Annotated in this window: 17 protein-coding genes and 4 pseudogenes; 14 read left to right on the plus strand and 7 right to left on the minus strand. The window is 63.2% G+C overall.

All coding sequences use genetic code 11. The features are described 5' to 3' along the window. Positions 1-157: 157 nt before the first annotated feature. A complete protein-coding gene (locus OKW27_RS34285) occupies positions 158-382 on the minus strand; it encodes a hypothetical protein (protein ID WP_429332105.1) in 225 nt (74 codons plus the stop codon). Between OKW27_RS34285 and OKW27_RS34290 the strand changes: the two genes are divergently transcribed. The 5 genes and pseudogenes from OKW27_RS34290 to OKW27_RS34310 all read left to right on the plus strand — a co-directional run. After that, positions 381-890, plus strand: coding sequence for a hypothetical protein (locus OKW27_RS34290; protein WP_429332867.1), 510 nt, complete (start codon positions 381-383; stop codon positions 888-890). The two genes, OKW27_RS34285 and OKW27_RS34290, sit on opposite strands and share 2 nt — an antisense overlap. Further along, on the plus strand, positions 862-1,251 hold the full coding sequence (locus OKW27_RS34295) for a hypothetical protein (RefSeq protein ID WP_429332104.1): 390 nt from the start codon (positions 862-864) through the stop codon (positions 1,249-1,251). The genes OKW27_RS34290 and OKW27_RS34295 overlap by 29 nt, the downstream gene beginning before the upstream one ends. After that, on the plus strand, positions 1,244-2,743 hold the full coding sequence (gene istA / locus OKW27_RS34300) for an IS21 family transposase (RefSeq protein ID WP_429332103.1): 1,500 nt from the start codon (positions 1,244-1,246) through the stop codon (positions 2,741-2,743). The genes OKW27_RS34295 and istA overlap by 8 nt, the downstream gene beginning before the upstream one ends. Continuing rightward, positions 2,721-3,521 carry an IS21-like element helper ATPase IstB gene (istB, locus tag OKW27_RS34305; protein ID WP_429332102.1) on the plus strand — a complete coding sequence of 267 codons (801 nt, stop codon included), beginning with the start codon at positions 2,721-2,723 and terminating at the stop codon, positions 3,519-3,521. Before istA ends, istB begins: the two co-directional genes overlap by 23 nt. A 352-nt stretch (positions 3,522-3,873) precedes the next feature. Next, positions 3,874-4,176, plus strand: a pseudogene (locus OKW27_RS34310) (IS110 family transposase); the annotation flags it as partial. 30 nt (positions 4,177-4,206) lie between these two features. Here OKW27_RS34310 and OKW27_RS34315 read toward each other — a convergent pair. Next, a pseudogene (locus OKW27_RS34315) lies at positions 4,207-5,770 on the minus strand (IS3 family transposase). Between the two features lie 61 nt (positions 5,771-5,831). On the opposite strand from OKW27_RS34315, the pseudogene OKW27_RS34320 reads away from it, so the two are divergent. Both OKW27_RS34320 and OKW27_RS34325 read left to right on the plus strand, forming a co-directional pair. Further along, a pseudogene (locus tag OKW27_RS34320) lies at positions 5,832-6,843 on the plus strand (IS110 family transposase); the annotation flags it as partial. A 5-nt stretch (positions 6,844-6,848) separates the two neighbouring features. Further along, positions 6,849-7,005: pseudogene (locus OKW27_RS34325) on the plus strand (transposase domain-containing protein); the annotation flags it as partial. A 59-nt stretch (positions 7,006-7,064) separates the two neighbouring features. On the opposite strand, the gene OKW27_RS34330 reads toward OKW27_RS34325, so the two are convergent. Further along, positions 7,065-7,988, minus strand: a complete 924-nt coding sequence (locus OKW27_RS34330) for a dTDP-4-dehydrorhamnose reductase family protein (RefSeq protein WP_429336053.1) — start codon at positions 7,986-7,988, stop codon at positions 7,065-7,067. Between the two features lie 11 nt (positions 7,989-7,999). Beyond that, a complete protein-coding gene (locus OKW27_RS34335) occupies positions 8,000-8,203 on the minus strand; it encodes a heavy-metal-associated domain-containing protein (protein WP_429336054.1) in 204 nt (67 codons plus the stop codon). A gap of 134 nt (positions 8,204-8,337) precedes the next feature. On the opposite strand from OKW27_RS34335, the gene cueR reads away from it, so the two are divergent. From cueR to OKW27_RS34355, 4 genes are all read left to right on the plus strand, one after another. Then, on the plus strand, positions 8,338-8,760 hold the full coding sequence (cueR, locus tag OKW27_RS34340; RefSeq protein ID WP_018418651.1) for a Cu(I)-responsive transcriptional regulator: 423 nt from the start codon (positions 8,338-8,340) through the stop codon (positions 8,758-8,760). A 296-nt stretch (positions 8,761-9,056) separates the two neighbouring features. After that, entirely contained in the window at positions 9,057-9,203 is a 147-nt protein-coding gene (locus OKW27_RS34345; protein ID WP_018418650.1) for a DUF3563 family protein, read from the plus strand. Positions 9,204-9,450: 247 nt separating this feature from the next. Next, positions 9,451-9,801 (plus strand): hypothetical protein, encoded by a 351-nt coding sequence (locus OKW27_RS34350; RefSeq protein ID WP_429336055.1) that lies wholly within the window; start codon positions 9,451-9,453, stop codon positions 9,799-9,801. Between the two features lie 225 nt (positions 9,802-10,026). Continuing rightward, positions 10,027-11,067, plus strand: coding sequence for an ABC transporter substrate-binding protein (locus OKW27_RS34355; RefSeq protein WP_429336056.1), 1,041 nt, complete (start codon positions 10,027-10,029; stop codon positions 11,065-11,067). A gap of 77 nt (positions 11,068-11,144) precedes the next feature. Here OKW27_RS34355 and OKW27_RS34360 read toward each other — a convergent pair whose 3' ends face one another. Then, positions 11,145-11,990, minus strand: coding sequence for a 23S rRNA (adenine(2030)-N(6))-methyltransferase RlmJ (locus tag OKW27_RS34360; RefSeq protein WP_184062159.1), 846 nt, complete (start codon positions 11,988-11,990; stop codon positions 11,145-11,147). Between the two features lie 119 nt (positions 11,991-12,109). Continuing rightward, entirely contained in the window at positions 12,110-13,081 is a 972-nt protein-coding gene (locus tag OKW27_RS34365; protein ID WP_429336057.1) for a potassium channel beta subunit family protein, read from the minus strand. A 235-nt stretch (positions 13,082-13,316) separates the two neighbouring features. On the opposite strand from OKW27_RS34365, the gene OKW27_RS34370 reads away from it, so the two are divergent. Both OKW27_RS34370 and OKW27_RS34375 read left to right on the plus strand, forming a co-directional pair. Beyond that, on the plus strand, positions 13,317-14,114 hold the full coding sequence (locus OKW27_RS34370) for a 3-hydroxybutyrate dehydrogenase (protein ID WP_090803833.1): 798 nt from the start codon (positions 13,317-13,319) through the stop codon (positions 14,112-14,114). Between the two features lie 10 nt (positions 14,115-14,124). Next, positions 14,125-15,357 (plus strand): DUF3734 domain-containing protein, encoded by a 1,233-nt coding sequence (locus tag OKW27_RS34375; protein ID WP_090803834.1) that lies wholly within the window; start codon positions 14,125-14,127, stop codon positions 15,355-15,357. A gap of 155 nt (positions 15,358-15,512) precedes the next feature. Here the strand turns inward: OKW27_RS34375 and OKW27_RS34380 are convergent, their stop codons facing one another. Further along, a complete protein-coding gene (locus OKW27_RS34380) occupies positions 15,513-16,712 on the minus strand; it encodes an amino acid aminotransferase (protein WP_429336058.1) in 1,200 nt (399 codons plus the stop codon). Between the two features lie 508 nt (positions 16,713-17,220). Here OKW27_RS34380 and uvrB point away from each other — a divergent pair. Continuing rightward, positions 17,221-19,314 (plus strand): excinuclease ABC subunit UvrB, encoded by a 2,094-nt coding sequence (uvrB, locus tag OKW27_RS34385; protein WP_090803838.1) that lies wholly within the window; start codon positions 17,221-17,223, stop codon positions 19,312-19,314. Positions 19,315-19,503 lie beyond the last annotated feature (189 nt).

Genomic DNA, 19,503 nt, shown 5'->3' on the forward strand with positions numbered 1-19,503 from the left:
CGTCGTGAAGCGCGACCTTCCACTGGGCGGCAGACAGTTCAAGCGACACTGCCAGGATGACGCTCTCAGCATGTGGTCCGGTAACGTGATTTGCGTCCGTGATGACCTCCGTTGAGCAAACCTTGGCACGGTCAATCTTACGACTCGGGCCTTGATGTCATCGGCAACTTGAAAGTCGTCGAGATCTGACGGTGCGAACGTCATCTTCTTCGTGGTGGTTTTTCTTCCGGGTGCGTTTTCTTCCGGCTTTTGTTTCATAAAGGCCTGGCTGTTCTTCGCTTTTCGCTTCTTCTTCGGCTGTTGTTTTTTGTTCGTGCCGAACCTGACGGCGAGGCTCGGGCGTAGGCGCGCGCATGATCTGCCCCCAAGGAGGGTCGGTCATGAAGCGCGTCGGACAGCGAAAGTGCCGGCATTGCGGGGCCTGGTTTCGTCCCGATCCCCGCAATGCGCGGCACCAACGGTACTGCAGCGAACCCGCGTGTCGCCGGGCGAGCAAAGCCGTCAGCCAGCGGCAATGGCTGGCCAAACCCGAGAACCAGGACTATTTCCACGGTGCGGAGCACGTCGCGCGGGTGCGGCATTGGCGCGCCGAGCATCCGGGCTACGGGCGCCGAACGCAGCAGAAGTCCGAGAAGTCTGGGGATGCGTTACAAGAGAACTGCCGCGCGCAAACCCTTGCCCCACAAGGCTCGGGGGCCGATTCGGGAGGCGCTGCGTTACAAGAAGTCTTATCGGCGCAACCGGCCGTCCTGATTGGGCTGATCGCCCATTTGACCGACAGCCCGTTACAAGAAGACATCGTGCGCAGCAGCCGGCGGTTGCTACAACTGGGGCAGGACATCTTGCATGGGAGGGGGGAGCATGCCGAGCAAGCGTGTGATTTGCCCTGAGCGGATCCGGCAGATTCCGGCGCACTTCAGTTGGGTCGATCACCGGCTGGTGCGCGAGCGCTACATCGAGCGCTGTGACGCCTGTGCGGCTGCGCTGTACCTGTTTCTGGTCACCGTCGCCGATGCGCAGGGCCTGAGCTACTACGCCGACGCGACGCTCGCACGGCGCCTGTCGATGGCGCCGGCGCGTCTGGAGATGGCCCGCAGCGACCTGATTCGCGTCGGCCTGATCGCCTGGCAAGGGCCGATCTATCAGGTGCTGGCGCTGGATGCGCCGGTGCCGGCGCCGCCGCTGCCTCACGCGGACGTGACGACGCAGCTTGAGCGGTTGCACGCGGCGCTGGGGAAGCGTCGTGCTTGATTATGAAACGTACTGCAAGATTCGCGACTGCCATGATCGGCAGCACCTGACGATCACGCAGACGGCGCGCGCGCTCGGCCTGCATCCGCAAACGGTGTCCAAGTGGTTGAAGGCCGCGCGGTACGCACATCGCGCGCAGCCGCCACGCACCAGCCGGCTCGATCCGTTCAAGGCGCAGGTGGTGCGCTGGCTCGATGCGCACCCGTACAGCGCGCAGCAGATCTTCCAGCGCTTGCGTGAAGCGGGCTTCGACGGCGGCTATACGATCGTGCGCGACTACGTGAGCAAGATCCGCCCGCCGCGGCGCGAGGCATTCCTGAAGCTCGCGTTCGCCCCGGGCGAGTGTGCCCAGGTCGACTGGGGCGAATACGGTTCGATCGCCGTGGGCTCGACGCGGCGGCGGCTCTCGTTCTTCGTCATGGTGCTGTGCTACAGCCGGCTGATGTATCTGGAGTTCACCGTCTCACAGACGATGGAGCACTTCCTCGCCTGCCACGAACATGCCTTTGCCGCCTTCGGGGGTTGTCCGGCCAAGATTATGGTGGACAATCTGAAGTCCGCGGTGCTGCAGCGGCTGATCGGCCAGGCGCCGGTATTCAATCCGCGCTACCTCGATGCAGCGCGCCACTGGGGGTTCGAGATCGTCGCCTGCAACGTCGGCAAAGGCAACGAGAAGGGCCGCGTCGAGAACGGCGTGGGCTACGTCAAGAAGAATCTCTTGAACGGGCTCGAGCTCGCCGAGTTCAGCGCCATCAACCCCGCGGCCCGACTCTGGCTCGATACCATTGGCAACGTGCGCATCCACGGCGAGACGCACCAACGCCCCGTCGATCTGTTCGAGACCGAGCGCGCGCATCTGAAGCCGCTCAATGCTTCGCCCTACGACGTCGCGCGCATCCTCACGGTGCGCACGAGCAGCCAGTTTCGCGTAGCGCTGGACACCAACCACTACTCGGTGCCGGCGCGCTACGCCAATACGCGCGTCACGCTCAAGGCCTATCCCGATCGGATTTGCATCTACTACGAGAACCAGTTGATTGCCCGCCATGTGCGCAGCTACGAGCGTCACCTCGATATCGAGGATCCCGAGCATCCGAAGGCCCTGCTCGCGCAGCGTCGCCATGCGCGCGAACAGCGGCTGATGCTGCGCTTCCTGAGCCTGGGCCCGCACGCCCAGGCCTATTGCGAAGGCCTCGAGCAACGGCGCATCAATGCGCGCCAGCATGTGCGCAAGATCGTCGCGTTGAGCGAAATCTACGGCATCGAGGCCGTTGCGCGCGCCCTGCAGGACGGGCTCGCGTTCCAGGCCTTCAGTTGCGAGTACATCGCCAACATGCTCGAGGCCAGAGCGCGGCAGCGGCCCGAGGCCGGAGCACTGCATCTGATCCGCCATCAGGATTGGCTGGAGTTCGAACTCGCGCAGCCGGATCTCTCGTGCTACCGCGTGCCGGAGGCCAACGATGACCAGGATGACGACAAAGACAAAAGCTGAATCCAGCGCGCCACAGTCAGGCGCCGATTCTGCGGCGACGCTGCGCACGCAGCTTATGCAGCTGCATCTGGCCTACACGCTGCAACACTACGAGGCTTTGGCCAGCGAGGCAGCCGCCCAGCACTGGTCGCATGTCGGGTATCTGGCCCGCCTGGTCGAAGGCGAGGCGCATCGGCGTGAAGATCGCAGCGTCGCCCGACGCGTCGCGCTCGCGCGATTCCCGGTACTCAAGACATTGGACCAATTCGAGTGGAACTGGCCCACCAAGATCAATCGTCTGCAGGTCCAGAATCTGTTTCGCCTGAACTTCATCGAGGAGCACGCCAACGTGATCTTCCTCGGCGGCGTCGGGCTGGGCAAAAGCCACTTGAGCATTGCGCTGGGCCATACCGCCTGCCTGCGCGGCTACTCGGTGCTATTTGCCACGGCCGTGGACATCATCAATTCGGTGAATGCCGCCTGTGCCCATGGCGGGCTCAGGCGTGAATTGCGCCGCTACGCCAAGCCGCGCCTGTTGATTATCGACGAACTCGGATATTTGCCCATCGACCAGCAAGGCGCCGACATCCTGTTTCAGATCGTCAGTCAACGCTACGAACACGGCGCCACCATCATCACCTCCAATCGCGCCTTCAAGCACTGGCCCGACATCCTCAACCACGACAGCACCTTGACCTCCGCGCTGCTCGATCGCGTCTTGCATCATGCCGAGACCGTCGTCATCGAAGGCAAGAGCTATCGCATGAAAGACCAGAGCGACCCCGAACCCGCCGCTTGACGCCGTTCACCACCGTGAGTTTCAAACCGCCCGATTCGCGTGAAATTGACGCCGCCGCTGACACTTGACGACTCTCACGCTACATAGCTTCCGAAGGCCGCCAATCGTCCCCGGTGTTCCGGAAGAAACGATGATGGGCTATAACACAGGCGGCAGCGCGTGATGACCGGAAGATCACTGGTGCGCGCATGCGACGTCCCCGGACGCCGTGTGGCGAGTCCGGTACATAGCATGGTCCGGGAATCGTCGGTGACATTGGTGAGCGGCGCGAGCTGCATCCCGTTTGAGAGATCGAGTCGATTCAGACGCTTCCCCCTGGTGCTGCCCTGAACCAACCAGCCAGGAGCAGGCCATGGCCATGCGCAAGCGGGAAGACGATGAGGTGTATCCGAACGCCGCCGGGATCGATGTGGGCGCGTCCAGCCACTGGGGGGCAGTCCCCCGGACGGCCGACGACCAGCCGGTGCGCGAGTTCGGCACGATGACCGGTGACCTGCACGCGATGGCCGACTGGCTGCTCACGTGCGGCGTCGATACGGTGGCACTGGAATCCACCGGCGTCTACTGGATCCCGGTGTATGAGGTGCTCGAGCGGCGCGGGCTGACAGTCTGGCTTGTCGATGCGCGGCAGATGAAGTACGTGCCGGGGCGCAGGCGGCGCGCGTCAAGCAAGTTGTCGCCTCACTCATGCAGCCAGAGGCTGTTTATTTGCGCTGATCGACGCCATCTCGACGACTGAGTCGCGTTCGGGGTTAAGCGTCACGGCACCAACCGGTGTCCAGTTGCGCGTGTGACGCGACCAGCGGGCCGGATTGCACGCGCGCGCCTTCGCGTACAGTGCGTGACGTGCCACGAGAAGCGCACGATCGTCACCGGCATGCCGCTGCGCAGGTGTCACGTAGCGGATGCCGCTATGACGATGCTCGAAGTTGTACCACTGCACGAAGCCGGCAGCCCAGTTGCGAGCAGCGTTCAGGTCCTCGAAGCCTGTGACCGGAAACTCCGGCCGGTACTTCGCGGTTCGGAACAGCGCCTCGGCGTAGGCGTTGTCGTCGCTGACCCGGGGGGCGCGAGTACGACGGCTTGACACCCAGCCAGTGCAGCATCGCCAGCACGGTGGTGGCCTTGAGCGTCGCACCGTTATCGCCGTGCAGCACCGGCCGGGTCTCAAGGACGGCAATGCCTTCGGAGAGCGCCGTACGACGCACGAGATGAGCAGCGTGTTCGGCCGCGTCGCTGTCGTGCACCTCCCAGCCGACAATCTTGCGGCTGTACAGGTCCAGGATCATGTACAGGTGGAACCATCGCCCTGTTACCGTTGCCGGCAGATAGGTCATGTCCCAGCACCACACCTGGCGCGGTGCCGTGGCGACGTGCGTGGTCGGCGGCCGGGCGCTCGAAGGCGTTCTGGCACGGCCACGGCGCGTCATCTGCCCATGCTCGCGCAGCACGCGTGCAAAGGTCGATTCGCTGGCGATGTACACGCCTTCGTCGGCCAGCATCGGCACGATGCGCGCCGGTGGCATGTCGGCAAAGCGCGGCTCGCTGGCTACACGCAGCACGTTCGCCCGCTCCTGCGGGCTCAGGGCGTGCGCGGGCAGCGGGCGCGTCGCGCCTGGCGTCACCCTTGACGAGCCCCTCATGGGCCTTCCAGCGCTGCAGGGTACGCACGTCGATCCCGGCCACCTCGCAGGCCAGGCGCAACCGTGCGCCAGCCAGTCTTGCCGAATCGATTTCCCGGGCCAGGAACTGGCGATCTTCGAGGCCGATCATTCGTCCTCGCCCTTGTCCGTGTTGAAGATCGCCCCGAGTTTTTTTGAAAGAACCAGCAATGCGGCTGCCTCGGCCAGTGCTTTCTCCTTGCGCCGCAGTTCGCGTTCCAGTTCCTTGATGCGACGCTGGTCCTGCTTCGTTTGCTGTGGACTCGCACGGGCCTCTTCGGGCTCGGCCAGCGCCTGCGTGGCCGCTTGCCGCCACTGCGCCAGTTCCTGCGGATACACGCCATGCTCGCGGCACCACGCATTGCGGGCCGTCTCGTCCATCGCTGCCGTGCTCAACACCGCTTCGAAACGCGCGGCCGCCGTCCATGCCCGCTCGCGAGCGGGCCTGGACAGCGCATCACTGCGCCAGCGCTCCAGCGTCTGCGCGCCCACACCGATCTCTCGCGCAACCTCTTCCACTGATGCGCTCTCCGGCGGCAACAACCGCGCCACCGCTCTGTCCTTGAATGTCTTTCCGTAACGCGTCAACTTGTTCTCTCTTTATCGCCCCCAGATTCCAATTTTATCCAGGCGACAACCATTGTGACGCGGGGGCAGGAGCGACGTACAAGACTGCCAGTGGCTGCAGAAGCTCATGAGTCTCGGACTGCTGCGTGCGGCCTGGCGCCCCGCTGGCGAGGTCTGCGTGGTGCGCGCGGTGGTGCGGCAGCGCGAGCTGCTGCTCACCGAACAAGGTAGCTGGGTGCAGCGCATGCAGAAGGCACTGCTGCAGATGAACCTCCAGCTCACCGACGTACTCACGGACGTGATGGGTACGACCGGACAGGGGATCATCCGCGCGATCGTGGCCGGCGAACGCGACCCGAAGGTGCTCGCGCGTTTCCGCCACAGTCTCGTCAAGGCCAGTACCGAAGACATCATCAGGGCGCTGACCGGCAACTGGCGCGAGGAGCACCTGTTCGTGCTCGCGCAGGCGCTCGCAATGTTCGACAGTCTCGCCGAGCGCATCCTCGAGTGCGATGCGAAGACCGGGGCGCTGCTGGTCCCCCTGGGGCGTCACGACGTCCAGCTGGCCGGGCCGGACAAGAAACGCCAGAAGAACGCCCCCGGTTCGACGCGCGTACCGCGCTCGCGCGCTGGGCGGGCGTGGGCCTGACGCGCATCAACGGCCTGTCCGTGGCCACCGTGATGACGATCCTCTCCGAGATCGGCCCGGATCTGAGCCGCTTTGCCAGCGTCAAGCACTTCTGTTCGTGGCTGCGCCTGTGCCCCGCCACGAACAGAAGTGCTTGACGCTGGCTTCCGGCACACGACCCTCCGCCAACCGCGCCCGGCAGGCGCTGAAAATGGCAGCCATGAGCCTGTCGCGCAGCGACTCGGCGCTCGGCGCGTTCTACCGCCGGCTGTCCTCACGCATGGACAAGCCGCGCGCCAATACCGCGGTCGCCCACAAGCTTGCCCGCATGGTGTACTTCATGCTCACGCGCGGCGAAGCCTTCGTCGACCAGGGGCAGCAGCGCTATGAGGAACAGCAGCGCCAGCGCAGCATCGCAGCCCTCAGGCGACGTGCTTCCGCCCTCGGATTCCAGCTCCAGCCAAACGCGGATTGTTCGCCGGGTCGCTGCGCGCTGGCCAACGAACTCAACGGTCACGAACCCCACGCATATCTGAAAGACATCGGGACACGGCCTCCCACCCACAGGGCAAGCGACATCGCCGCATTGCTGCCACATAACTGGCAACCTCTTACCGCTGTCGCCTGATTCACCGTTCGTCAACGGGGGTTTGCCAGCCGCTTACCGCACGCACGCAAGGCGCCGGATCATACGGAAGTTGCCTGTCCCTGCCACGGAAACGCGGCCAGCACCTCCCGGATCGCCATATCGAAAGGCGTGCGTCGACCGATTCCGAGTACCTCTAAACGGCTCGATGCCAGATGACAGTTGTGCGGGCGCGGCGTCGCGTCGGTGGGTGTGCGCTGGGGCGTCAGACGCGCGTCGAGTTGCAACGCTTCTGCCAGACGCACGGCGATCTCGTACTTGTTCATCGGTTCGTCGCCCGACCATTGCACGATGCCAGAGACCGTTTCGCCGCGCGCGTGCCGCTCGAGCATCTGTCGGATCACGAAAGCGACATCGGGCGTGAACGTAGGATAGCGGATCGCCCAAGCGTCCATCCTGGCAGCCTGGGCCCCCGGCGCCGCCGCCGCTGCAATCGCCGGCATGAGGCTAGTCACGGCCGATTCCGACCAACTGACGATCGGACCATATAGCAGCGGCAGACGCAGCACGCATCCGCCCTCGGCCGTGTCGGTCAGCGCTCGCTCGCCTTCGAGCTTGCTCTGTCCGTACGCGTTCAGTGGCGCAGGTGTGCTGTCGTGACGATAGGGCGGGTGCGTGCCGTCGAACACGTAGTCGGTCGAAATCGACAGTGTCCACGCGCCGTGTCGGTTCGCCGCCCCGGCGATCATTCGCACGGCATCGACGTTCAGCGCGCGAGCAAGCGCCGGATCGCGCTCGCATACATCGGGACGGCGCTCCGCCGCGGCAACCACGACGGCATCCGGCGCTACGCGGTCGATGAAACGCTCGACCGCGACGCTATCGCGAACATCCAACGCGACCATTCGCGGAGACGTTCGGCTATATGCGGTGGAGACGGTCTGCCAGCCGGTCTGGCGCGCGAGTTCGTCGTTGAGCGCGCGGCCGAGCAATCCGGAACCACCTATTACGGCAACCTTGAACATGCGCGGCACCCTCAGCGCACAGACGTGACCGTGTATCCGGCCTCGTCAATCGCGGCCTTCAGCGCATCGACGGGTTGCGCCGACTCCACGAGCACGCGGCCGGTCGCGAGATCCACCTGAACCTGCGCGGCGGCGTCGTGCTCGCGAATCGCGCTCGTGACAGCGGCAACGCAGTGCTGGCAGCTCATGCCTTCTACATGGAGTTCGGTTGTCATTGCAAAGACCTCGGCGGAATCAGATTGCGGATAGTCGAATTATGCCTGCCGTACCTTGTTTGGGTAGCTGACCTTCCCAGCATGGGAAGGTATAGGATCGATTGGAGTTCAGCCGCAACCTTGAGGAAACAGTCATGAACATAGGCGAAGCGGCCCGCGTGTCGGGCGTTACGGCAAAAATGATCCGCTACTACGAAAGTGTCGGCCTATTGACTGCGAAGGCGCGCACGAGTGCCGGTTATCGCGTGTATGGCCCGCAGGAAGTGCATTCCTTGCGCTTTATTCGCCAGGCTCGCCGGCTCGGATTTCTGGTCGAGGATATCCGGCGGCTGCTTGCTCTATGGCACGACCGCTCGCGTGCAAGTGCCGAAGTAAAGCGGATCGCGCTCGAACATGTCGCCGAACTCGATCGCCGCATCGCCGAACTCACGGACATGCGCGACACTCTCGCGCATCTGGCCGATCATTGCCATGGTGATGACCGGCCAGATTGTCCGATTATCGAGCGGCTGGCGGACACCGATCTTGTATCGGGACAAGGTTGCCGTCCGCTTTAAGCGGCTAATCGAAGTGCAACCCGGCCTGCCGATTCTTAAGGTCGAGCGATTCATGCACCGAAAGTGCGCATAAAAATTGCGAAAATGACGTCCACATAAAGAACGCCTGGATGAATCCCAATAAAATCAGGAAATGCGTTGCACCTTTCCAGTGCACTATTCCAAAACGGAATGCACACCATGCGGGCATTTCACTATTCAGGTTGCACCTTAAGGCTATAATGCGGGTTAACCCTTTCACGGGAAATCCCTGATGTCAAATCACCGGGGATTCGATCTGATCCTTGGAGAACATCATGTTTGCATTCATTCTTGAGAAGCTCAGCACCTGGTTCGAAACCGCGGAACGTAGCCGTCGTGAGGCATATCTCGCCTCGTCGTCGGATATCGTTCAGCTCGAACAGCGCATCCGTTCGCTCGAAACCAACGGCTATTCGCTGTAAGTTTCCGCTTCGAGTTTGACCTGGCGGCGCTGCTTTTGCGCGGCCGTGCAGTACCAATGTCGAGCCCCGTCAAAGCGGGGCTTTGTCATATCTGGACATCGAAATCCGCGTGTGGCTTCGACGTTTTTTCGAGTGAACGGCGCAAGAAAGCTGCTGATGGCGAATATCGACTAGCTTCGTAACGCGGCCCGCGGTAATGTATGGCGTTTTTCGCGCAAGACGGCATTCATAACCAATCGGGCTGTCCATGTCCTCCGTCCGTTCGCTGCAAACTTTCCGAGCCGTGATGGCCGCGGCCGCCATGGCGACGCTCGCCGCCCTCTGCGCCGCGTCGGACGCATTCGCGGTGTCCGATAACGGGCGTCCTCCCGTGATCCTCGATACGCTTGGCGGCGTCAATAATGGCCAGAGCGGTACCGTACTGCTGAGCTCGCCGCCAGCGCCGGAGCCGATCGTCGCCGCGCCGCCGATCGCGGCACCGGTCGAGCTGCCTCCGGAATCGTCGCCGCCGTTCGTGGTCGCGCCGTATATCCAATTGCCGGCGGGTGGTGGCGTGCCGCCGCGGCCGGTGCCTCGAGCGGTGCCCGTTCCGCAATAGGTACCGACGGCGCGAAAGATCGTCGGCGGTGCTTCTGCGCGGTCCCGTTTCTCCCCCATACGCCAGCTTGCCTCGCACCCGACAATCTCATTCGGGTTTGGGCGCATGGCGTCCGTGAAACCGTCCGACGACAATCGTTGCGCGCCTCGCCGCCGTGAGCTTGGATCTCGGCAAGTGCGCCTGCGTCACTGCTTCGAACGGAAAACACAACAAGGAGACGTCACCATGCTCAATCAATGGATGCAGCGTGCGACGCGCGCCTGCGTGATGCTGCTCGCACTGGCCGCGTTGCCCGGCGCTGGGTTCGCGAAGGACACGCCGGAAATGCCGACACTGACGATGGCCGTCGGCGGCTTACCTGGCCTGTACTATCTGCCGGTCCTCGCCGCACAGCAGCTCGGCTACTTCAAGGACGAAGGCCTGAACGTCACGCTCGAAGATTTCGCGGGCGGCTCGAAAGCGCTCGAAGCGGTGGTGGGCGGCAGCGCCGAAGTCGGCGCGGGCGCGTTCGAGCACACGTTGTTCATGCAGGCGAAGGGTCAGCACTATCGCGCGTTCGTGTTGATGGGCCGCGCACCGCAGATCGTGATCGGCGTGGTGAAGTCGAAGGCCGATCAGATCAAGTCGCTCGCGGACTTCAAAGGCGCGAAGGTCGGCGTGAGCGCACCGGGTTCGTCGACGGATCTCGTGCTCACCGTTGCGTTGCGCAAGGCCGGCGTGCAGCGCAGCGACATTTCGGCGATCGGTGTCGGCAGCGGCGCGACGGTGCTGGCCGCGGTGGGCAGTGGGCAGATCGACGCGCTGTCCAATGTCGATCCAATGATGACCAAGCTCACGCGTAGCGGCGCCATCAAGGTGCTTGGTGATACGCGCACGGTGAAAGGCACGCAGGAGGTGTTCGGCGGCATGATGCCCGCGGCGACGCTTTACGCGGCCGAAAGCTTCATCCAGAAAAATCCGAAGACAACGCAGGCGCTGACCAACGCGATCGTGCGTGCGAATCATTGGCTGCAGACTGCGAGCGACGCGGATCTGCTGAAGATGGTGCCGCAAGCTTATCTATTGGGCGACCCGACGCTCTATCTCGACGCCTTTCACAACGTGCGCGACGCGTATTCGCCGGACGGACTGATGCCCGCTGATGGCCCGGCGACGTCGCTGCGCGCGTTGTCGTCGTTCGATAGCCGGCTCGATCCGAAGAAGATCGATCTGAGTGCTACCTATACGAACCAGTTCGCGAGCAAGGCGGCCGCGCAGTTCAAGTGAGCCTATGCGGAGATCGGGTTGCGCAAGACAGGTGACGGGGAACCGCGCGCGGCACGCTCACGCGCCGCTCATCACGTTCAATTGCCGCGATATTCGACCTTGAACGTCGCAGCCTTGTCCTCGCCGAGCGTTTTGACGAGCCATGGCATCTGATCCTTCAGCGTCTTGGCGAGCGTATACGGCGGATTCAGGATGAACATGCCGCTACCGAACAGCCCATAGCCGTCTTCCGGCGGATTGCTGACGCTCAGGCTGACGTGCAGCCAGTTGTCCTTCTGCAACTGCTTCAGTTGATCGGGAAAGCGCTGCGACTCAGGGCGCTTGACCTGCGGATACCAGACCGCATACGTGCCGGTCGGAAACCGCTTCAGACTTTCCTCGACACAGCGCAGCGTGCGCCCGTAATCGCGCTTGTCTTCATACGACGGGTCGAGCAGGATCAGCGCGCGGCGCGGCGCGGGCGGCAACAGCGTGAGAATCCCGTCGAAGCCGTCGCCCGCATACAGCATTGCGCGTCGGCCCGCGTCGCGAAAATTGTGGCGCAGCACGTCGATTTCGGTGCTGTGCAATTCGAAGAGCCGCATACGATCCTGCGCGCGCAGTTGTCGCCACGCAAGATACGGCGAGCCCGGATAAAAATGCAACTGGCCATCGGCATTGAGCGCGCTGACTTCATCGACGTATTCGGCGAACAGCGGCGGGAGATCGTTGCGGCCCCACAGTTTCGCAATACCCGTTTCGAACTCGCCGGTCTTCGTCGCGTAGCCTTCCTTCAGCGAGTAAACGCCGGCGCCCGCGTGGGTGTCGATATACCAGTAGGCCTTGTCCTTCTGGCCAAGGTAGCGCAGGAGCTGCAACACGACGGCGTGTTTCAGAACGTCGGCGTGATTGCCGGCATGAAAGGCGTGGCGGTAGCTGAGCATGATGAGAGGACGCTGAGAGAGCGCAGGCTGGCCCGAAGGAGCCGGCGACGCGCGGTCGCGTATTGTACGCGACCGCGCGTGCCCGGTTAGCCACCCGGTGCGTGGCGCTGCGCCCGCGATTACTCGTGCGCGTCGCCGATGATCTCCTCGATCCGCTGCTTTATCTCCGGTGTGATGCGCTTGGCCACCTCGGCGGACTGCATGTTTTCGCCGATCTGTTCGACCCGCGAGGCGCCGGTGATCACCGTGCTGACATTCGGATTCTTCAGAATCCACGCGATCGCGAGCTGACCGACCGTGCAGCCGAGCTCGTCGGCGACAGCGCCGAGCTGGCCGACCACGTTGTTCCGGGTCGGGTCCGTGAGCTGCTGACGCAGCCAGTCATAGCCCTGCAACTGCGCGCGACTGTCGGCTGGCACGCCGTCACGATATTTGCCGGTGAGCAGACCCGATGCGAGTGGGCTCCACGTGGTCAGGCCGAGGCCGATGTCCTCGTAGAGCCGTTTGTATTCCTGCTCGACGCGTTTGCGGTGAAACAGGTTGTATTGCGGCTGCTCCATGACCGGCTTGTGCAGATGATGCCGCTCGGCGATTTCATAGGCGGCGCGAATCTCGTCGGCGCTCCATTCCGAGGTGCCCCAGTACAGCGCCTTGCCGCGCGCGATCATGTCGCTCATTGCCCACACCGTTTCCTCGACCGGCGTGTTCGGGTCCGGACGATGACAGAACACGAGATCCACATAGTCGAGCTGCAGGCGCTTCAGCGACGCGTCGATCGCGTTGATCAGGTACTTGCGGTTCAGCGTGTGGTACTGGTTCGGCGCTTCGTTGAGTCCCCAGAAGAATTTCGTCGACACGATGTAGCTCACGCGCGGCCACGCGAGCTCCTTCAACGCATGGCCCATGATCTCCTCGGATTTGCCGCCCGCGTAGACTTCGGCGTTGTCGAAGAAATTGACGCCCGCGTCGCGCGCCGCGGCAAGCGATTCGCGCGCGGCGCGGTGATCCACCTGGTTGCCGTACGTGACCCATGAGCCGATGGACAACTCGCTCACTTGCAGGCCCGAGCGGCCCAGACGTCGATAATTCATGCATGTCTCCTGGTTGGTGATGCCACGGGAACGGAGCCCGGATTCAGCCCGAAAGCGTCCAGTTTAAAGAGATACGGTTCGATGTGCGTTTTACCTATGTCGTTCACAGGGTTCATGCACAATAGCGAAGTCGGCCGCCGCGCTGCATCCGCCGAACGGTCTATACCGTTTGGCCGACTTCTCGCCGCGCGCGGTCTCGTGGTCTCATTGCTCATCAACTGCATGGAGGTTCTGGATGTCGTCTCTGAACTCGAATCTGAACGGCAAAGTTGCCGTCGTCACTGGTGCCGCGAGCGGCATCGGCAAACAGATCGCGTTGACTCTGTCGGCCGCGGGTGCTGCGGTCGCGATCGCCGACCTGAACCAGGACGGTGCGAACGCCGTGGCTGAAGAAATCAGAAAGGGCGGCGGTAAGGCAATCGGCGTGGCAATGGACGTGACGAACGAAGATGCCGTCAACCAGGGGATCGACAAGGTCGCCGAGGAATTCGGTTCGATCGACATTCTCGTTTCCAACGCCGGCATCCAGATCGTCAATCCGATCGAAAACTATTCGTTCTCGGACTGGAAGAAGATGCAGGCCATTCACGTGGATGGCGCGTTCCTGACCACCAAGGCCGCGCTCAAGCACATGTACAAGGACAATCGCGGCGGCGTCGTGATTTACATGGGCTCGGTCCACTCGCATCTCGCCTCGCCGCTGAAGTCGGCGTACGTGACCGCGAAGCACGCTCTGCTGGGCCTGTCGCGCGTGCTTGCCAAGGAGGGCGCTGCGCATAACGTGCGTTCGCACGTCGTGTGTCCGGGCTTCGTGCGCACGCCGCTCGTCGACAAGCAGATTCCCGAGCAGGCGAAAGAATTCGGCATCAGCGAAGAGGAAGTGATCAAGCGCGTGATGCTGGGCGGTACCGTCGACGGTATCTTCACGACGGTCGAAGACGTCGCGCAGACCGTGCTGTTCCTGTCGACATTCCCGAGCGCGGCGCTGACCGGCCAGTCGTTCGTCGTGAGCCACGGCTGGTACATGCACTAAGGGGCGGCCCATGGCGCAACGCAATCTGAAGCGGGCGCGGGTGGGCGTGTCGGGCGACGGGGAGGGCGCGGGTCCGTCGGTCGCCGCCCGCCCGCGCCGGCATCTCCGGTTGCCCAACTACGAAACCGTCGCGCTGATGCTGCAAGGCGGCGGCGCGCTCGGCGCCTATCAGGCCGGCGTCTTTCAGGGACTTTACGAAGCCGGCATCGAACCGAACTGGATCGCGGGCATCTCGATCGGTGCACTGAATACGGCGATCATTGCGGGCAATCCACCGGAACGACGCGTCGAGCGTCTGCTGCAATTCTGGGAGACGATCTGCCAGCCGGCGTTCGGGGCGCCCTTGCCGGCTCCGATCGAGCACCTTCTGTTCAATTCGAGCGAAGCGGTGCGCAAGGCATTTACGGCAGCGCAGGCAATGAGCGCGATCGTCGAAGGGCAAAAGGGCTTTTTCGTGCCGCGTTTCCCACCGCCGTTGCCCACGGTGTCCGGTCCGCCGCAATTGGCGAGCTACTACGACACCACGCCGCTGAAGGCCACGCTCGAGTCGCTGTGTGATTTCGACCGGATTAATTCCGGCGAAATACGCGTGTCGGTGGGCGCGGTGAATTGCGGCACGGGCAATTTCGCGTACTTCGACAATACCCACACCACGCTCAGGCCCGAGCATTTCATAGCGTCTGGCGCGTTGCCGCCGGGCTTCGCGGCCGTCGAGATCGACGGTCAGTTCTACTGGGACGGCGGCCTGATGTCGAATACGCCGCTCTACGAGATGCTCCAGTCCACGCCGCGTCGCGACACGCTCGCGTTTCAGGTCGACCTATGGAGTGCGATCGGGCCGGTGCCGGACAACCTCACCGACGTGCAGGGCCGCATGAAAGACATCCAGTATTCGAGCCGTACGCGTCTCGTGACCGACATGCTGCAGCGCTCGCAGCGTTTCCGCCACGTACTGCGCGAGGTGCTGGACCGTGTGCCAGAAGACCAACGCGACGATCCGTGGTGCAAGCTGGCCGAAGATCTGTCGTGTTCAAAGCGCTACAACGTGATTCACCTGATCTACCGGCACAAGGAATACGAAGGACACTACAAGGACTTTCAATTCGGTCTGTCGACGATGCGCGAGCATTGGCGAAGCGGTCTCGAAGATATTCTCCGTTCTCTCGAGCAGCCCGACTGGCTCGATATGCCGGAAAACGATGCCGGGTTCGTCACGCACGATATTCATCGGGATTCGCGCTGATTCCTCGCGGAGAGCCCCGACGCTGCGCCAACCAAGGCCGAACCGTCAGAAAATAAAAAAACGGCGCCCTTTCAGAAAAGGGCGCCGTTTTTACAGGCGGTGGCAGCGGCGAACCTGCTGCACTTGCACGGCAAACCTCCGCGCTGTGAATCGCCTTACTTCAGCACGTGAGCAATCGCGGTGGCGACGACGTCGAGGTTGCGCGTATTGAGCGCAGCCACGCAGATGCGGCCCGTGCTGACCGCATAGATACCGAACTCTTCGCGCAGACGGTCCACTTGCGGTGCCGTCAGACCCGTGTACGAGAACATGCCGCGCTGGGCGTTCACGAAGCTGAAGTCACGATCAACGCCGCTTGCCTTCAGACGCTCGACGAGACCATTGCGCATCGCGCGGATGCGCTCGCGCATTTCGCCCAGTTCGCTTTCCCACGTCGCGCGCAGTTCCGGCGATGCGAGCACGGCCGCGACTACCGAGCCGCCGTGCGTCGGCGGGTTCGAGTAGTTGGTGCGGATCACGCGTTTCAGTTGCGACAGCACGCGCGCCGCTTCTTCCTTGCTCGCGGTGATGATCGACAGTGCGCCGACGCGCTCGCCGTACAGCGAGAACGACTTCGAGAACGACGAAGACACGAACACGTTCAGTTCCTGCGCCGCGAACAGACGCACGGCTGCCGCGTCCGCTTCGATGTTGTCGCCGAAGCCCTGGTAGGCGATATCGAGGAACGGCACGAGGTTGCGCGCCTTGACGACCTCGACGACCTGCTTCCACTGCTCGACGCTCAGGTCGACGCCGGTCGGGTTATGGCAGCACGCGTGCAGCACGACGATCGTGCCCGCCTCATAGCTGTTCAGCGCGCTCAACATGCCGTCGAAGTTCACGCCGTGCGTCTGCGCGTCATAGTACGGATACGATTCGACGACGAAGCCCGCGCCTTCGAACAGCGCGCGGTGATTTTCCCAGCTCGGATCGCTGATCGCGACCTTGCTATTCGGATTCACGCGCTTCAGGAAGTCGGCGCCGATCTTCAGCGCTCCCGTGCCGCCCAGCGCCTGCGCCGTGACGACGCGGCCGGCCGCGATCAGCGGCGAGTCGTTGCCGAGCAGCAGCTTTTGCACGGCGGCATCGTAAGCGGCGATACCTTCGATCGGCAGATAGCCACGCGGCAGCGCGGCTTCGACGCGAGCCTTTTCCGCCTCGCGCACGGCGCGCAGCAGCGGAATCTTGCCTTCTTCATTGAAGTACACGCCAACGCCGAGGTTGACCTTGGTGGCGCGCGTATCGGCGTTGAAAGCTTCGTTCAGGCCCAGAATCGGGTCGCGGGGAGCAAGTTCGACGGCGGAGAACAGAGACATGATGGGTGGGCAGCAGTAGTGAAAAGAGGGCGGCTTCGCGCGCGAGCGGCCTCATCTTGGGCGTCGGCGGCGTTTCGCGGGTGGGCGTGAGTTCGACGAAACGCGAAAATCGGGGACGGCCTATGGACAGCGGCGAGCGAGCGCAACTTCGCATTGTAACGAATCCGGGCGCTTTTTTCGGACGACCAGACGGGCAAAAGGCGATTATTTGCTTGAAAAACAGGCACTGGAGAGCCATGTGGCAGTAAGGAATTCGAGCGGGCGTGGCGATGTCGACCGCGCGACCAGGCCGAGGTGCGTTGCCCCTTGGCGCTGACTGCGCCACGATGACGCGTGGCGTGGAGGACAGAGCCCGGCATGGGAGTTCGCGGTAAACCCCGTCAGGGCGCGCAAGTCCGCAAAGGGCCATACACACCGGCGCCTAGGGCGCCCTACGTAAGCCCGCTCGATCTTCGCTTTCCGCAACCCGTTAGAATGATTCTTTGCCCAAGGCCCGGTGCCGCCCCTCATGTCCGAACACCATCTGACTGAAGCCGACGATACGCTCGACGAATCAAAATTCATCGCGTTCGAAGGTTCACCGTTCAAGCTCTACCAGCCGTATCCGCCCGCCGGCGACCAGCCCACGGCCATCGACACGCTCGTCGAAGGCGTCGGCGACGGTCTCGCGTTCCAGACGCTGCTCGGCGTGACCGGCTCCGGCAAGACTTTCACGATGGCCAACACGATCGCGCGGCTCGGCCGCCCGGCGATCGTGTTCGCGCCGAACAAGACGCTCGCCGCGCAGCTGTATTCGGAGTTCCGCGAGTTCTTTCCGCGCAACGCGGTCGAGTACTTCGTTTCGTACTACGACTACTACCAGCCGGAAGCGTATGTGCCGCAGCGCGATCTGTTCATCGAGAAAGACTCGTCGATCAACGAGCATATCGAGCAGATGCGGCTGTCGGCGACCAAGAGCCTGATGGAGCGTCGCGACGTGGTGATCGTCGCGACGGTGTCGGCGATTTACGGTATCGGCAATCCGTCCGAATACCACCAGATGATCCTGACGCTGCGCACCGGCGATCGGCTCGGCCAGCGCGACGTCATCGCGCGGCTGATCGCGATGCAGTACAGCCGCAACGAAGCCGACTTCCAGCGCGGCTCGTTCCGCGTGCGCGGCGACACGATCGATATCTTCCCGGCCGAGCACGCCGAGATGGCGGTGCGCGTCGAGCTGTTCGACGACGAAATCGAAACACTGCAGCTATTCGATCCTCTCACCGGCCGCGTGCGACAGAAAATTCCGCGCTTTACCGTGTATCCGTCGTCGCACTACGTGACGCCGCGCGATACCGTGCTGCGCGCCGTCGAAACGATCAAGGCCGAGCTGCGCGAGCGCCTCGAATTCTTCTATAGCCAAGGCAAGCTCGTCGAGGCGCAGCGCCTCGAGCAGCGCACCCGCTTTGACCTCGAAATGCTGCAGGAGCTCGGTTTCTGCAAGGGCATCGAGAATTATTCGCGGCACTTCTCGGGCGCGGCGCCGGGCGAGCCGCCGCCGACGCTCGTCGATTACCTGCCGCCCGACGCGATCATGATGCTCGACGAATCGCACGTGCTGATTGGCCAGCTGAACGGCATGTACAACGGCGACCGCGCGCGCAAGGAAAACCTCGTCGACTACGGCTTCCGGCTGCCGTCGGCGCTCGACAACCGGCCGCTCAAGTTCAACGAGTTCGAGCGCAAGATGCGCCAGGTCGTGTTCGTGTCGGCGACGCCCGCCGATTACGAGAAGAGGACCGCGGGGCAGGTCGCCGAACAGCTTGTGCGTCCGACCGGCCTCGTCGACCCTGAAATCGAGGTGCGGCCGGCGCGCAGCCAGGTCGACGACGTGCTTGGCGAGATCAACGAGCGCATCAAGGCCGGCGACCGCGTGCTGGTCACGACGCTGACCAAGCGGATGGCCGAGCAGCTCACCGAGTTCCTGGCCGACCATGGCATCAAGGTGCGCTATCTGCACAGCGACATCGACACGGTCGAGCGCGTCGAGATCATCCGCGATCTGCGTCTCGGCGCGTTCGACGTGCTGGTCGGGATCAACCTGCTGCGCGAGGGGCTCGATATTCCCGAGGTGTCGCTCGTCGCGATTCTCGACGCGGACAAGGAAGGCTTCCTGCGCGCCGAGCGGTCGCTGATCCAGACCATCGGCCGGGCGGCGCGTAACGTGAACGGCAAGGCGATTCTGTACGGAGACAACATCACGGACTCGATGCGTCGCGCGATCGACGAAACCGAGCGGCGGCGTACGAAGCAGATCGCGTTCAACGCCGCGCACGGCATTACGCCGCGCGGCGTCGTGAAACGGATTCGCGACATCATCGATGGCGTGTACAACATCGACGAAGCGCGTGCCGAGTTGAAGGAGCAGCAGACTCGCGCGAAGTTCGAGGACATGTCCGAGAAGCAGCTCGCCAAGGAGCTCAAGCGCCTCGAAAAGCAGATGATGGAGCACGCGAAGAATCTCGAATTCGAGAAGGCCGCGCAGACCCGCGACCAGCTAGCGCTGCTGCGTCAGCGCGTGTTCGGCGCGAACGTCGGCGACCACGTGTCGGGCGTCGAATAGCTAGCGTCCCTCCACCGCTTTTGTCCACCACGAAAGGGCGCGGCCATTCGCCGCGCCTGTTCACATCGGCCGGCGCTTTAGCTCCCGCTGCAGCCGTCGGCGCGGCCAACTTGGCCGTGACGAATTCCGTCCCTGTTTCCTCGCCGCACGAAGGTTTCTTAAGCGAGCCTTAAGACCCTGCTGACCTCA

The organism is Paraburkholderia sp. 35.1 (genome assembly GCF_050436525.1).
Lineage (GTDB): Bacteria > Pseudomonadota > Gammaproteobacteria > Burkholderiales > Burkholderiaceae > Paraburkholderia > Paraburkholderia tuberum.